The following is a 15,182-nucleotide window of genomic DNA, read 5'->3' as shown; positions in this document are numbered from 1 at the left end:
TGAATTTTGCAAAATAATTATTTATACTATTCATTTACCCCAAAAGCAGAATAATGGTTTTGGGGCATTTGTTTTTTATTTTCTCGGATATTAATTTTATGATTTCTCGAAAAATACAACGCAAATTAGCGTTTTTTAGAGTCTTTGCCTTGGCTTTTGCGGCCTTTATTGTCAATACGACGGAATTTATTCCTGTTGCACTTTTATCTGATATTGCAACTAGTTTTCAGATGGATACCTCTACAACAGGATTGATGATCACCGTTTATGCGTGGGTTGTTTTTTTACTCTCACTTCCACTAATGCTACTTACTGCAAAGATGGAACGAAAAAGTTTATTGATTAAGCTTTTTATTATTTTCACACTCAGCCATATTTTATCTGTTATTGCGTGGAATTTTTGGATTTTACTTATTTCAAGAGCAATGATTGCCATTACGCACGCAATTTTCTGGTCTATTACGGCATCGTTAGTTATTCGTATGGCACCCCGAGATAAAAAAAGCCAAGCATTAGGGTTATTAGCCTTAGGTAGTTCGCTTGCAATGATCTTAGGATTGCCACTAGGCAGAATGATAGGTCAAGCGTTCGGCTGGCGTGCGACATTTGCAATTATTGGTATTATTGCCTTTATTATGCTACTTATTATTTGGAAATTACTCCCTTATCTGCCAAGCAAAAATGCAGGTTCAATGAAAAGCGTGCCAATTTTGTTTAAAAGGCCAATGCTGATAGGGATTTATCTTTTAGTCGCATTAGTTGTTTCTGGGCATTTTACCAGTTATAGCTATATTGAGCCTTTTATGGTGCAAATCAGCCAAGTTAAGCCACAAACTGCCACATTTATTTTATTAGTGTTTGGCTTAGCGGGTGTTGTCGCGAGCTTTTTATTTGGTCGTTTATACGCAAAAGCCCCGAAAAAATTTATTGTCGTTGGTATTATGATTGTAATGTTAGGTCAGCTATGCTTATTGCCATTAAGTGATTCCACCGTTTCAATGTTTATACTCGTCTTTATTTGGGGCATAGGCATTACTGGAATGAGTATTGCATTACAAATGAAAGTATTGGAACTTTCGCCCGATGCAACAGATGTGGCAACTGCTATTTTTTCAGGTGTTTATAATATGGGGATAGGTGGTGGAGCCTTGATAGGCAGTCTAGCAATGAAACATATTGGTTTACCCTATATTGGGTTTGTTGGCGGTAGCTTAGCTGGTATAGCAGTTTGTTGGTTTATATTTATTAGTATTCGATACAGAAATGCTTAGTGAGTTATTCATTATAAGCGGTTATATTTGGGCTAATTTTTACACTTGAGATTCAATTTAATCCTAACCTACTGCAACAATTCGTTGCAGTAGGCGTAAAAGTTTATCAGCACTAGGCTAATAATCTTTGAACTAAAGATGTATAGATATTTACCCCTGTTAATAGCTGTTCTTCATCAAAATCAAATTCGGCTTGATGATGTTGAGCTGTTCTATCTGCCCCAATAATGAAATAAATTGCTTTTCCTCCATTATCTTGCACTCGTCGCCCAAGCACAGTAGCATCTTCACTGGCATTGAAAGAATATTCAACATCAGTACTGTGTACCTGAGGTTGCTGACTAGCAATTTCTTTAACTAAAGCAACTAATTCAGGAGAATTATTCATATCGACTGCTTCGCCCATAATTTCTGTTTCATACTCAACATCAAAACTAATGGCAATACCTTTGGCAATTTGCATAACTTGATCAACCATATATTGATTAATGTCTTTGTTTTCTCCTCGTACTTCTAACTTAATTTCGGCATCAGAAGGAATAACATTTCGCCCAGAACCAGCTTTAAATACCCCCACATTAATACGAGTCATTCCTTCGCCGTGGCGAGAGATACCGTGTAATTGAGTAACTGCGTGGGAAGCAGCAAGTAGAGCATTATGACCTAAATGCGGTGCAGCCCCAGCGTGTGCTGGCTTTCCTTTGTAGCGAATATCAATTTTAGTGGTAGAAAGGAAGTTTTTCGGATCAGCTAACACCGTACCAGTATCAGCACAGAAACTTAGATGTGAACTAGCGAAGTAATTTGCATCATCAATAATACCGCTTGCTGCAATAGCAGCAGCACCTCGCACACCTTCTTCGGCAGGCTGGAAGACAATTTTAACTTTGCCGTTTAATTTTTCTTTATTTTCCATTAACCAATGAGCAACGCCAAGACCAATAGTGATGTGTCCATCGTGTCCGCAAGCGTGCATTTCTCCATCATTGATAGATGCAAAACCAAGTTGATTTGCTCGATGGTCAGGGGATTTAGTTTCAGCAACATCAACACAGTCAATATCAAATCGCAATGCAACTGTTTTTCCTGGTTTTCCAGAGTCAAACACAGCAACGCAACCTGTATAACCGTCCATTTTATCTAACCATTTAGGATTTGCACCGTAATCTTTCGCTCGTTGAATGCCTTTTTCAACAACGGCTTTATTTCTACCCCGCACAAAATCAGGATTGATAATTTGTTTGCCTAATAAAATTTCAAAACCGATTGCATCTAAATAGTCGGCAATTTTACTTGTGGTCCAAAATTCACTCCAACCTGTTTCTGGAAATTTATGAAATTCACGACGCCATTTAATTAACTGTTCTAATGAAATACTCATATTTTTCTCCTCATAATAAATAGCCCTTCATAATAATATGAAGGGCAGTTGGTTATAGCATAAATAATGCTAGGAATAGAGTAGCTAACACCATACCTGGTGCGGTTCGTTTAATCATTTCAACAGGGTTTACACCTGCAATACCGGCACAGACAATTACAACACCTGCAATAGGGGACGCAGTACGTCCGATTGCACCTGCAATCGCTGCTGCCATACCAAGATTTACGTGGGTATAGCCTAACTCGGTTGCGTGAGGGGTAACCGCAGTATTAAAGGCAATAGCAGCCGCATCTCCCGAACCTGTTACAACACCCATTAAGAATGGACCGATTGTTGAACCCCAACGAACAAATTCATTTGAATGTTTTAAAAATTCAATGGCTGCATCAATAGCACCTGTTGCTTTTAAACCTGCTACAAATACACCGGCAGCAATAATAATACCTAACACATTAGCATAAGCACTGCCCATACCATTAAAGAATTCATTGGTAATTTTTGCAGGTGATGTGCGAGTAACAATTAAGCCATAAATTGCACCAATTAACATTGCTTGTGGTACGCCCATTTTGGTCCAATTCAACCAAGAGATTTGCTGTAGAGATGTACCCCCAATAACTAAGATTACTAACGGTACTAAAGGAGCTATGGCGAATAAGATATTAGTTTTAGTAGCAGCTGTGTGATTATGTGTTGCTTCATTCAAATAAGCTTCCCGATGCTCTTGCCCATAATCTTTTAGAATTAATGCAATAATAGTTAGGGTCACTGCACCAATCGCACCTGCAATCATTGTATAAGGAGCGTGAGATAAGTTTACCTGAGTAATAGTTAAGCCAGACATTTCACTAATCATTGCTGAGTGAGAAGAACCAGGGCTCATCATTGAACCGAAAGTCCCGGCAAGAATTGCAGCACCAGCTGTTGCGGGGCGAACACCTGAAGATTTCAATACCGGAATTAAAGTTGCACCTACTGCAGCAGCACAACCTGCTGCAGAAGGAATAGCAATATTAATAAAGAATGTAATGATGGTTGCAACAGGAATTAAGAAGAATTTTAATCCACTCAATGGTTTTGTTAATAATTGAACCAAATGATTGTCACATTCGGTATATTTCATTACATAGGCAAAACCCATACTAGAACAGATTGCCATAATTAAACCGCTTGAGGTCATACTTTTAGCAAAAGCATCAAGGGCTGCCATAGGTTGTAATGTTAATAATGCCATTCCTAAACCGATAGCAATAAGGACGGTGCGGGTTTCGTGCTTTTTAATCAGTAAATAGATGGTTGCAATAATACCAATTATTGCAATCACAATATTAAACGTTGCCATATTTGTCTCCCTAATAAGTAAACGTTGATTGAGGCTCAAATGTGTTTAACTGCATATCTTTGCTAAATTGTAAAATAGCTGTTTCTCCTAAAACAGTTGCTTGGGTATCTTGAATCTGTAAAGCGGTACCTTCCGGTAGGGCATACACGAGAGAGTTAGGATTTACAATTAAAAATTCAGATAACCGTTCCTCACGACTTTCGCCATTATGACCTTGCATTTTGCCAGAAATAAAATGAGGATTAATTTGGTGTGGAAAGAGGTTAAGTGCTTGAAAAGAAGGAGGATAAGTAATCGGCATATCGTTAGTCGTCATTATTGAATTGCCAGCCACATTAGCCCCTGCACTCCAGCCAAAATAAGGTGTGCCGTTTTCGACTTTTTGACGAATGCACTCTAACACATTGTTTTCATACATCTGTTTTAATAAGCAAAAGGTATTACCACCGCCTATTGCAATAACATCTGCTTGTTCAATAATATCAGTATGTTTTGTTGCTCGATGAACAGAAATAATCTCCATATCCAAATCGGAGAGTACATTTTGGACTGTTTGTTCATATTCATCGTAACTACGTCTTACACCCGCATAGGGTAAAAAGGCAATCTTTTTCCCTTTATAGTCTGATAAAAATGTTTTAAGCCAAGGAATACAATGGATAAGGTATTCCGTATTTTTATATTTAGAACCACTCATTAATAGCATATTTTTCATAATTGTCTCCTTATGTATATGCCAATATATGTTTTATATAATGGATGACTTTTTGATATAAATAAATGTTTATATTTTTAAATTGTATATAATTCTATCAGTCTTAAATAAAAAAAGAGGTGATTTATGTCAATTAATATGCAAAGAGTAAAGCAAATTTTTTCAGATTTAGCAAGTTTTACCTCCGTTGAAAATGAACTTACTCGTTTAGCTTTTACAGCTAAAGATATTGAAGCAAGAGATTATGTGATTAACCTTTGCAAACAGTATGATTTATCTGTTCGTATAGACACTATTGGCAATGTGTTTATTCGTCGTAAAGGCATTGAAAATAACCTCCCAGTTGTTGCCTTTGGTTCGCATATTGATACGGTGGTAAACGCAGGGAAATTTGATGGCACTCTAGGTACTATTGCCGGCTTAGAAACGCTTTTCCAAATTTGCGAGCAGAATATTCAAACTCGTTATCCACTTGAATTGATTATTTTTACCTGCGAAGAATCCAGCCGTTTCAATTATGCGACCTTGGGCAGTAAAGTAATGTGTGGAGTTGCTAATCAAGAAACTCTCAGTAAATTAAAAGACAAACAAGGCTTAGGAATGGAGCAGGCTTTGGCAGAAGTTGGCTTTGATTTTAACAAAGTGAATGACTCCAAGCGTAAAGCTGAAGAATTTAAAAGCTTCTTAGAATTGCACATTGAGCAAGGCCCAAGATTAGAAAATGAAAATAAAACAATCGGGATTGTAACGGGTATTGCAGCACCAATTCGTTGTATTGTAAAAATTACAGGTCAAGCAGATCACTCAGGAGCAACGGCAATGCACTATCGCCACGATGCCTTATTAGCCGCAGCTGAGCTTGCCCTTGAGTTAGAACAAGCTGCTATTAAGGCTGAACATTCTACTGTGGCAACGGCTGGAAACCTAACAGCAAAACCGGGAGTAATGAATGTTGTGCCAGGTTATGCGGAATTATTAGTGGATATTCGAGGCATTCATACTCAAGCGAGAGAATCGGTATTTATTGCTCTACAAAATAAAATTAAAGAAGTCGAACAAAAAAGAGGTGTAACGATTGAGCTACAGCTTATTTCAAAAGATGAGCCTATTGTTCTGCCGAATGAAATGGTTGAGCATTTAACCAAGATTACTCAAGCATTAGGTTATAGTTATGAAATTATGCCAAGTGGAGCCGGGCACGATGCAATGCATATGGCAACACTCTGCCCAACAGGTATGTTATTTGTACCTTCGCATCAGGGAATTAGCCATAATCCGCTAGAATTTACCGAGTGGAAAGATATTGAGGCAGGTATTTGTGTGCTTCAGCAATCTGTTTTAGAACAAGCAGAGATTCTCTAACTTTTAAGTGATTTCCACAAGCGGTTGTTTTTTTGCAAAAAAATTACAAAAAACAACCGCTTGTTCTTTTGGGTTTTACTTTGCAAAACCTTGTATTTCAAGTACAATTCTTCGATTAATTTTTCGATAAACAAATAACAAAACAGGACATTAACTGCCCGATGAAAATGCAAAATATTCGTAACTTTTCGATTATCGCTCATATTGACCACGGTAAATCGACTTTATCAGACCGCTTAATTCAAACTTGTGGCGGTTTATCAGATCGTGAAATGGAAGCTCAGGTATTAGATTCAATGGATCTTGAGCGTGAACGTGGAATTACAATTAAAGCTCAAAGTGTAACCCTAAACTATAAAGCGAAAGATGGCGAAACATATCAACTAAACTTTATCGACACACCGGGGCACGTGGACTTCTCATACGAAGTTTCTCGCTCATTAGCCGCTTGTGAAGGGGCTTTATTAGTCGTGGACGCTGGTCAAGGTGTAGAAGCCCAAACTTTGGCAAACTGTTACACCGCAATCGAAATGGATTTAGAGGTTGTGCCGATTTTAAATAAAATCGACTTACCGGCGGCAGAGCCGGAACGTGTTGCGGAAGAAATTGAAGATATTGTCGGTATTGACGCAATGGAAGCCGTGCGTTGTTCGGCAAAAACAGGTGTGGGCATTGAAGAGGTATTAGAAGATATTGTTAAAAAAATTCCTGCCCCTGAAGGCGATCCTGAAGCTCCGCTGCAAGCATTGATTATCGACTCTTGGTTCGATAACTATTTAGGTGTTGTCTCTTTAGTGCGTGTGAAAAATGGTGTGTTGAAAAAAGGCGATAAAATTAAAGTAATGAGTACCGGGCAATCTTATAACGTAGATCGTCTTGGTATATTCACACCAAAACGAGTTGATACTGCAGAACTTAAAACAGGCGAAGTAGGTTGGGTTGTTTGTGCGATTAAAGATATTTTAGGGGCTCCAGTGGGGGATACTTTAACTCATCACCATAATCCGGCGACTGAAGTTTTACCTGGCTTTAAAAAAGTTAAACCACAAGTTTATGCTGGTTTATTCCCAATTAGCTCAGATGACTATGAGGCTTTCCGTGATGCGTTAGGCAAATTAAGCTTAAATGATGCTTCGTTATTCTATGAGCCGGAAACCTCAAGTGCATTAGGCTTTGGTTTCCGTTGTGGTTTCTTAGGTTTATTACATATGGAGATCATTCAAGAACGTTTAGAACGTGAATATGATCTTGACCTAATTACCACTGCACCAACGGTAGTTTATGAAGTAGTGCAAACCGATGGCGAAACCATTTATGTAGATAGTCCGTCAAAACTGCCTGCAATCAATAATATTACAGAAATTCGTGAGCCGATTGCAGAATGTAATATGCTTGTGCCACAAGAATATTTAGGCAACGTTATTACCCTTTGTGTGGAAAAACGAGGTGTGCAAACTAATATGGTGTATCACGGCAACCAAATTGCACTTACCTATGAAATTCCAATGGGCGAAGTGGTGCTAGATTTCTTTGACCGCTTAAAATCAACTTCTCGTGGTTATGCGTCATTAGATTATGGTTTCAAACGCTTCCAAGCTGCAGATATGGTACGTGTTGATATTATGATCAACGGCGAGCGAGTCGATGCGTTAGCCCTAATTGTTCATAAAGCAAACGCACCTTATCGTGGGCGTGAGCTGGTTGAAAAAATGCGTGAGCTCATTCCTCGCCAACAATTTGATATTGCGATTCAAGCGGCAATCGGCAACCACGTAATTGCCCGTTCAACGGTAAAACAGTTACGTAAAAACGTATTGGCGAAATGTTATGGTGGCGACGTCAGCCGTAAGAAAAAACTACTACAAAAACAAAAAGAGGGTAAAAAACGAATGAAATCCCTCGGTAATGTAGAGGTACCACAAGAAGCATTCTTAGCGATTTTACACGTTGGGAAAGATTAATATAAAAAGCATACAGAATTAATTGCGTGGCAAGCGGTCAAATTTCGCAAGAAATTTGCAATTCTGTATGATTAACAAGGAGTATTCAATGGCCCAATTTATGCCGATAGTATTTTTAGGCATTATTTACGGTATTTGGAAATGGTTAGATTCAATGCAACTGCCAAATACAATTTCAATTATTTTGGTTGCGTTAGTTGTTATTTGTGGAAGCTTTTGGGCATTCTATAAATTTAGTGCAGACCCAAGACGTAAACAGGCGATTGCACAACAGCAAAAACGTTTAGGCAGAGAATTAACAGAAGAAGAGATTGCAGAAATTCAGCCCAAATCTGCAGTAGGCGAATTTTTTGCATCACTTTTTGGTATTTTATTCTTTGTAACGGTATTACGCTCATTTTTATTTGAGCCTTTCCAAATACCAAGTGGTTCAATGGAACCTACTTTACGAGTGGGAGATTTTTTAGTCGTCAATAAATTTAATTACGGTATTAAAGATCCAATTTTTCAAAATATGATCATTGAAACTGGCAAACCACAACGTGGTGATGTGGTGGTATTTAAAGCACCCGCACAACCTCATATTGATTACATTAAACGTGTTATTGGTGTGGGGGGCGACAAAGTTAAATACGATTTTGCAACTCAGCGTTTAACCGTTACTAATGCAAGTGGCGAAGTTCAAATATTTGAATATAGTGAAGGAAAAGCAAACCCAGACTTCTTCTACCACGGTGAAATGCAAATTGAACGTACAGAAAAAAGTGATGTAACTCACCAGATTCTTAATCACCCAATGGCATTTAATTATGCACCTTATTTCTTTAAGCAAGAAGGGCAAGCTGATGGCGAATGGATTGTGCCAGAAGGTCACTATTTTATGATGGGTGATAACCGAGATAACAGCGAAGATAGCCGTTTTTGGGGATTTGTACCAGAGAAAAATATTGTTGGGAAAGCAACATTTATTTGGTTAAGTTTAGATAAAAAAGCAAATGAATTCCCAACAGGGCTTCGTTTCTCAAGAATGTTTACTTCAATCAATTAAACAGTAGGTCGGGTATTTATGCCCGACTTTTATCATTATGATTAGACATATAGTCTAAAAAATAACCCTATGAAACTAGAACGATTACAGAAAAAATTAGGTTATCAATTTAATAACCTAGATTACCTCACTCAAGCCTTAACGCACCGCAGTGCTGCAGCAAAAAATAACGAACGCTTAGAATTTTTAGGCGATTCGATTTTAAATTTTACTATTGGCAAAGCATTATACGACAAATTCCCTAAAGCAAATGAAGGGGAGTTAAGCCGTATGCGTGCCACATTAGTTCGTGAACAAACGTTAGCCATTATTGCTCGTCAATTTGATTTAGGCGATTATCTCAAATTAGGACCAGGCGAGCTAAAAAGCGGAGGCTACCGCAGAGAATCTATTCTTTCCGACTGTGTCGAAGCCATTATTGCTGCCATTTACCTTGATTGCGATATGGCAAAAGCAATGGAAAAGGTTGTAGATTGGTATGCTGATTTACTCAAAGAAATTAGTCCAGGTGATTCACAAAAAGACCCGAAAACACGCCTACAGGAATATTTACAAGGCAAGAAACAGCCATTGCCAGAATATGATGTGCTTGATATTAAAGGCGAAGCCCATAACCAAACGTTCCGTGTAACCTGCAAAGTGATTACCATTGATGAAACCTTTATCGGCACTGGCACAAGCCGTCGCAAAGCAGAGCAAGATGCAGCGGAAAAAGTATTAGCGGTAATTAAGGCAAAGAAATAAAAACAAACCCTCTTTTTAGTAAAGGGGGAACGAATGAAAGGAATATAAAATGACAGAACAAACTCAAAACCAAGCAAAAACCTATTGTGGTTTTGTTGCTATTGTTGGTCGCCCAAACGTAGGGAAATCAACCTTATTAAACAAAATTTTAGGACAAAAAATCTCAATTACTTCACGTAAAGCCCAAACTACACGCCACCGTATTGTTGGTATTCACACCGAAGAACAATACCAAGCAATTTATGTGGATACACCGGGGTTACATATTGAAGAAAAACGAGCGATTAACCGCCTAATGAACCGTGCTGCAAGCTCAGCGATTGGCGATGTCGATTTAATTATCTTTGTGGTTGAAGGCACAAAATGGACAGAAGATGATGAAATGGTGTTAAACAAACTCCGTTCAGCCAAAGCCCCGGTGCTATTAGCTATCAACAAAGTGGATAACATCAAAGAAAAAGAAGAGCTATTACCGCATATTACCGAGCTTTCACAAAAATTTGATTTTGCGGAAATCTTACCTATTTCGGCTCAACGTGGTAAAAATGTCCATCTTCTACAAAAATTTGTGCGTAAATCACTGCGTGAAGGTGTTCATCATTTCCCTGAAGAGTATGTAACAGACCGTTCTCAACGCTTTATGGCATCGGAAATTATCCGTGAAAAACTAATGCGTTTTACCGGCGAAGAGTTACCTTATTCAGTCACGGTTGAAATCGAACAGTTCAAAATGAACGAACGTGGTGTTTATGAAATCAACGGTTTGATCTTAGTTGAACGAGACGGACAGAAAAAAATGGTGATCGGAGCCGGCGGTCAAAAAATCAAAACAATCGGTATTGAAGCCCGTAAAGATATGGAACGCTTATTCGACAACCAAGTACATCTTGAGCTTTGGGTCAAAGTGAAAGCCGGCTGGGCAGATGATGAGAGAGCGTTACGCAGTTTAGGGTATATGGACGAATAGTCCTGTTTTGAATGTTTAATTAGATCAAATCTCCCCTAACCCCTCTTTTCTAAAGAGGGGAACTAGAATATCGTAAATTTTCATTCATCAAAATTATAAATAGATGAATGAAGATTGCTCGCTGAACGATTCCCCCCTCTTTCGTAAAGAGGGGAAGGGGGAGATTTAAAAAACCATTCTAACCTTATAACTAAATAAAAATGACCACAGACCAATGGCAACGGGCGTTTGTTTTACACCGCCGAGAATATAGCGAAAGCAGTTTGCTTGTTGATTTCTTTACAGAAAACCACGGGCGGATCACGCTTTTAGCAAAAGGGGCAAGACGTGCTCGTTCGCCATTAAAAGCGGTACTTCAACCTTTTACGCCGCTATTGTTACGCTGGTCTGGTAAGGGCGATTTAAAAACCCTAACTAAAGCAGAACCTGCAGCACTCACGTTGCCGATGAATACCGTCTCACTTTATAGCGGTTTTTATATCAACGAAGTACTTGCAAGAGTGTTAGAAAATCAGACCGCTTACCCAACGCTTTTTCATCACTATTTGCACTGTATGACGCAACTAGCAGCAACGGAACAAGTAGAGCCAATTTTACGTACCTTTGAATTTCATACATTAAAAGCATTAGGCTACGGAGTTGATTTTACCCATTGTGCTGCAACAGGGTTGGAAATAGACCCGAAAATGAGTTATCAATTTAGTGAAAATAAAGGCTTTATCGCTTCACTACTGCAAAATAATAACAGTTTTTTAGGCGAGGATTTATTAGCTTTTGCCGAGCTGAATTTTTCTGAAAAATCGACCCAACAGGCAGCAAAGCGTTTTACTCGCATCGCATTAAAACCTTATTTAGGATCGCAACCTTTAAAAAGCCGAGAGCTTTTCCAATCGATTTTGCCAAATAAAATAAAAAGTGGTTAAGTTAAATGTAAGGTACATTTTAAAACCTAACCACTTTATTTTTATGCTTTTTTATGAGCGACTACCCTAAAACTTTTCGTAGGGCAGAGCCAATTTCAGCGAGGCTTCTGACGGTGGTTACACCGGCATCTTCCAAGGCTTTGAATTTTTCATCAGCTGTGCCTTTACCGCCGCTGATAATTGCCCCAGCGTGTCCCATTCGTTTGCCTTTAGGAGCGGTAACACCTGCAATATAACTGACAACAGGTTTGGTTACATTTGCTTTAATGAAAGCTGCCGCTTCTTCTTCTGCAGTACCACCAATTTCCCCAATCATTACGATGGCATCGGTTTCAGGGTCATTTTGGAATAGGGTTAAAATATCAATAAAGTTTGAGCCAGGAATCGGATCGCCACCAATACCTACGCAGGTAGATTGCCCAAAGCCTTCATCAGTGGTTTGCTTAACTGCCTCGTAGGTAAGCGTACCAGAACGAGAAACAATACCGATATTGCCTTTTTTATGGATATTACCTGGCATAATACCAATTTTGCATTCATCAGGTGTGATCACTCCCGGGCAGTTCGGCCCAATCATTCTCACACCGGTTTCATTTAAGCGTTGTTTTACTTGTAGCATATCTAAGGTTGGAATGCCTTCAGTTATGCAGACAATAAGCTCAATACCTGCATCAATAGCTTCTAAAATCGCATCTTTACAACCTGGTGCCGGCACATAAATAACGGTTGCTGTTGCCCCAGTGTTTTCAACTGCTTCACGCACAGTATTAAAAACAGGCAAGCCTAAATGGGTTGTGCCACCTTTATTTGGGGAAACACCGCCGACTAATTGGGTGCCATAAGCAAGAGCTTGTTCACTGTGGAATGTGCCTTGCCCACCGGTAAAACCTTGGCAAATGACTTTTGTATCTTTGTTAATTAAAATAGACATTATTCCCCCTCATTTGCAGATTTTACAGCTAATTCAGCCGCTTGTTTAAGTGATGTCGCTGCTAAAATGCTCAAATCACTGTTCGCTAAAATTTCACGTCCTTGTTCTGCGTTAGTACCTTCTAAGCGTACGATAACCGGCACAGTTACACCGACTTCATTCACGGCATCAATCACACCATTGGCAATTAGATCACAACGAACAATACCGCCAAAAATATTCACTAAAACCGCTTTTACATTGGTATCAGATAAAATCAATTTAAAAGCCTCTGCCACTCGTTCTTTGGTAGCTCCGCCTCCGACATCTAAGAAGTTAGCAGGTTTGCCGCCGTAGAGCTTGACAATATCCATTGTTCCCATTGCTAAGCCAGCACCATTTACCATACAGCCGATGTTGCCATCTAATGCCACATAGTTTAGGTTCCATTTTTCAGCAATCGCTTCACGCTCATCATCTTGGCTTAAATCTTGTAACGCTTTTAATTCTGGGTGGCGGTAGAGTGCGTTGCTGTCAATCGACATTTTGGCATCTAAGCAGAGCAGTAAGCCTTCTTTTGTAACGACAAGCGGATTCACTTCTAATAAGGCTAAATCTTTTTCTACAAATAACGTAGCAAGTTTAACGAAGATATCAGCAAATTGTTTAACTTCATCACCTTTTAGACCGAGTTTGAAAGCAAGCTCACGGCCTTGATAAGCTTGTCCGCCTGTAAGTGGGGCAATGGTTGCTTTATGAATAAGCTCAGGTGTTTTTTCTGCAACTTCTTCAATATTCATTCCGCCAGCACTTGATGCCATAAAAATAACTTTTTGGGCAGAACGATCCACAACCGCCCCTAAATAAAGCTCACGAGATATATTGCAGGTTTCTTCCACATAGATAGCATTAACAGGTTGCCCTAAACTATCGGTTTGAAACGTTACTAAGCGATTACCAAGCCATTGTTGTGCAAATGCTTTTGCTTCATCTGTACTACGCACCAATTTTACACCACCGGCTTTGCCTCGCCCACCTGCGTGAACTTGACATTTTACAGCCCATTGCTCGCCTTCTAATTGTTGAATGGCTGCAACGGTTTCATCTGCTGAGAAACACGGAATGCCTTCACTTACGGGCAATCCGTACTGTCTAAATATTTGTTTTGCTTGATATTCGTGTAGATTCATATTAGTCCTTGAGTATTAATTATGATTGAGTAGGAATGTAATTCATCTAATGAAAAATTGCAAATATTCCATAAAAAACAACCGCTTGCAAGCAAGCCTTACAAGCGGTCTAAATTTGCGACTAAATTTCAAGAATTAAGCGAGTTGGGTCTTCTAGTAACTCTTTAATTGTAACTAAGAAACCAACAGATTCTTTACCATCAATTAAGCGGTGATCGTAACTTAATGCTAAATACATCATCGGGCGAATAACCACTTGCCCATCAACTGCCACAGGGCGATCTTTAATAGCGTGCATACCTAAAATCGCACTTTGTGGCGGGTTAATGATTGGTGTGGACATCAGTGAGCCGAATACTCCACCGTTAGTAATGGTAAAGTTACCGCCAGTTAAATCTTCAGCGGTTAATTTACCGTCACGTCCTTTTTCGGCAAGCTCTTTAATTTTTTTCTCAATCTCAGCCATACTCATTTTATCGCAATCACGCAATACTGGCGTAACTAAGCCACGAGGGGTTGAAACGGCAATGCTCACATCAAAGTAGTTGTGATAAACCACATCATCACCGTCAATAGAGGCATTGATTTCAGGGTAACGTTTAAGGGCTTCAACCACCGCTTTAATATAGAACGACATAAAGCCTAAACGCACACCGTGTTGTTTTTCGAATTTTTCGCCATAAGTTTTACGCAGGTTCATAATCGGCTGCATATCTAACTCGTTGAAGGTGGTCAGCATTGCAGTGGTATTTTTCGCTTCTAATAAGCGTTCTGCAATGCGTTTGCGTAAACGAGTCATCGGCACACGTTTTTCGCTACGGCTATTGAATGCAACAGTACTTACTGTATTTTGATTGGTTGCTGCATCTTTTGCTTGAGCAAGTTGAACACGTTTTGCAATCTCTTTTTCAATATCTTCACGGGTAATACGTCCACCTACACCGCTGCCTTGAATATCATTTGCAGATAAATCGTGCTCAGCTAATAAACGGCGGATAGCTGGGCCTTGATCATCGGCATTTGTATGGCTGTTTTCAATCGCAGCATATTTACGATCAGCCGGTGTCGCTTCTGTTTGTTGCTCTAGTTTTTCTTGCGTAACATCACCAGCTTTGGCTGTTACTAATTTACCAAGTGATTGCTTAGAGACTACCGTAGCCCCTTGCTCTTGAGTAATCTCTGCTAAAATACCGTCGCTTGAGGCAGGTACTTCTAATACAACTTTATCGGTTTCAATCTCAACTAAGATCTCATCACGTTTGACACTTTCGCCTACTTTTTTATGCCAAGTGGCAACGGTTGCGTCAGCAACAGATTCAGGTAAATCTGGTGTTAAAATTTCGATAGTCATTGTTTTTTTCCTTT

General features: G+C 39.2%; 13 protein-coding genes. 7 read left to right on the top strand and 6 right to left on the bottom strand.

Annotated features, from left to right (window positions below; genetic code table 11):
- Nucleotides 1-98: 98 nt before the first annotated feature.
- The gene (locus PTQ27_RS00120; protein ID WP_273748631.1) at nucleotides 99-1,271 is read left to right on the top strand and encodes a sugar transporter; all 1,173 of its coding nucleotides are present in this window, start codon (nucleotides 99-101) and stop codon (nucleotides 1,269-1,271) included.
- A gap of 112 nt (nucleotides 1,272-1,383) precedes the next feature.
- On the opposite strand, the gene PTQ27_RS00115 is transcribed toward PTQ27_RS00120, so the two are convergent.
- Genes PTQ27_RS00115 through pepE form a run of 3 tightly spaced genes read right to left on the bottom strand, consistent with a single transcriptional unit; the run spans nucleotide 1,384 to nucleotide 4,712 of the window.
- Nucleotides 1,384-2,652: a M20 family metallo-hydrolase gene (locus PTQ27_RS00115; protein WP_273748632.1), complete on the bottom strand. Its 1,269-nt coding sequence runs from the start codon at nucleotides 2,650-2,652 to the stop codon at nucleotides 1,384-1,386.
- Nucleotides 2,653-2,704: 52 nt separating this feature from the next.
- Nucleotides 2,705-3,997 carry a C4-dicarboxylate transporter DcuC gene (gene dcuC, locus PTQ27_RS00110; protein WP_273748633.1) on the bottom strand — a complete coding sequence of 431 codons (1,293 nt, stop codon included), beginning with the start codon at nucleotides 3,995-3,997 and terminating at the stop codon, nucleotides 2,705-2,707.
- Nucleotides 3,998-4,007: 10 nt separating this feature from the next.
- A complete protein-coding gene (gene pepE, locus PTQ27_RS00105) occupies nucleotides 4,008-4,712 on the bottom strand; it encodes a dipeptidase PepE (protein ID WP_273748634.1) in 705 nt (234 codons plus the stop codon).
- A 126-nt stretch (nucleotides 4,713-4,838) separates the two neighbouring features.
- Between pepE and PTQ27_RS00100 the strand changes: the two genes are divergently transcribed.
- The 6 genes from PTQ27_RS00100 (at nucleotide 4,839) to recO (ending at nucleotide 11,717) form a co-directional block, all read left to right on the top strand.
- Nucleotides 4,839-6,074: a Zn-dependent hydrolase gene (locus PTQ27_RS00100; protein WP_273748635.1), complete on the top strand. Its 1,236-nt coding sequence runs from the start codon at nucleotides 4,839-4,841 to the stop codon at nucleotides 6,072-6,074.
- 167 nt (nucleotides 6,075-6,241) lie between these two features.
- A complete protein-coding gene (lepA, locus tag PTQ27_RS00095) occupies nucleotides 6,242-8,035 on the top strand; it encodes a translation elongation factor 4 (protein WP_273748636.1) in 1,794 nt (597 codons plus the stop codon).
- An 88-nt stretch (nucleotides 8,036-8,123) separates the two neighbouring features.
- On the top strand, nucleotides 8,124-9,083 hold the full coding sequence (gene lepB, locus PTQ27_RS00090) for a signal peptidase I (protein WP_273748637.1): 960 nt from the start codon (nucleotides 8,124-8,126) through the stop codon (nucleotides 9,081-9,083).
- Between the two features lie 69 nt (nucleotides 9,084-9,152).
- Nucleotides 9,153-9,827, top strand: a complete 675-nt coding sequence (gene rnc / locus PTQ27_RS00085; RefSeq protein WP_273748638.1) for a ribonuclease III — start codon at nucleotides 9,153-9,155, stop codon at nucleotides 9,825-9,827.
- A 49-nt stretch (nucleotides 9,828-9,876) separates the two neighbouring features.
- On the top strand, nucleotides 9,877-10,794 hold the full coding sequence (era, locus tag PTQ27_RS00080) for a GTPase Era (RefSeq protein WP_273748639.1): 918 nt from the start codon (nucleotides 9,877-9,879) through the stop codon (nucleotides 10,792-10,794).
- Between the two features lie 200 nt (nucleotides 10,795-10,994).
- The gene (gene recO / locus PTQ27_RS00075; RefSeq protein WP_273748640.1) at nucleotides 10,995-11,717 is read left to right on the top strand and encodes a DNA repair protein RecO; all 723 of its coding nucleotides are present in this window, start codon (nucleotides 10,995-10,997) and stop codon (nucleotides 11,715-11,717) included.
- Nucleotides 11,718-11,778: 61 nt separating this feature from the next.
- Here the strand turns inward: recO and sucD are convergent, their stop codons facing one another.
- From sucD to odhB, 3 genes are all read right to left on the bottom strand, one after another.
- Nucleotides 11,779-12,648, bottom strand: coding sequence for a succinate--CoA ligase subunit alpha (sucD, locus tag PTQ27_RS00070; protein WP_273748641.1), 870 nt, complete (start codon nucleotides 12,646-12,648; stop codon nucleotides 11,779-11,781).
- Nucleotides 12,648-13,817 carry an ADP-forming succinate--CoA ligase subunit beta gene (gene sucC / locus PTQ27_RS00065; protein WP_273748642.1) on the bottom strand — a complete coding sequence of 390 codons (1,170 nt, stop codon included), beginning with the start codon at nucleotides 13,815-13,817 and terminating at the stop codon, nucleotides 12,648-12,650. The genes sucD and sucC overlap by 1 nt, the downstream gene beginning before the upstream one ends.
- A 121-nt stretch (nucleotides 13,818-13,938) precedes the next feature.
- The gene (odhB, locus tag PTQ27_RS00060; RefSeq protein WP_273748643.1) at nucleotides 13,939-15,168 is read right to left on the bottom strand and encodes a 2-oxoglutarate dehydrogenase complex dihydrolipoyllysine-residue succinyltransferase; all 1,230 of its coding nucleotides are present in this window, start codon (nucleotides 15,166-15,168) and stop codon (nucleotides 13,939-13,941) included.
- Between the last annotated feature and the right edge of the window lie 14 nt (nucleotides 15,169-15,182).

It is taken from the genome of Mannheimia cairinae, assembly GCF_028649535.1.
Taxonomy (GTDB): Bacteria; Pseudomonadota; Gammaproteobacteria; order Enterobacterales; family Pasteurellaceae; genus Mannheimia; species Mannheimia cairinae.
This window is presented reverse-complemented; position numbering and strand designations above follow the sequence as displayed.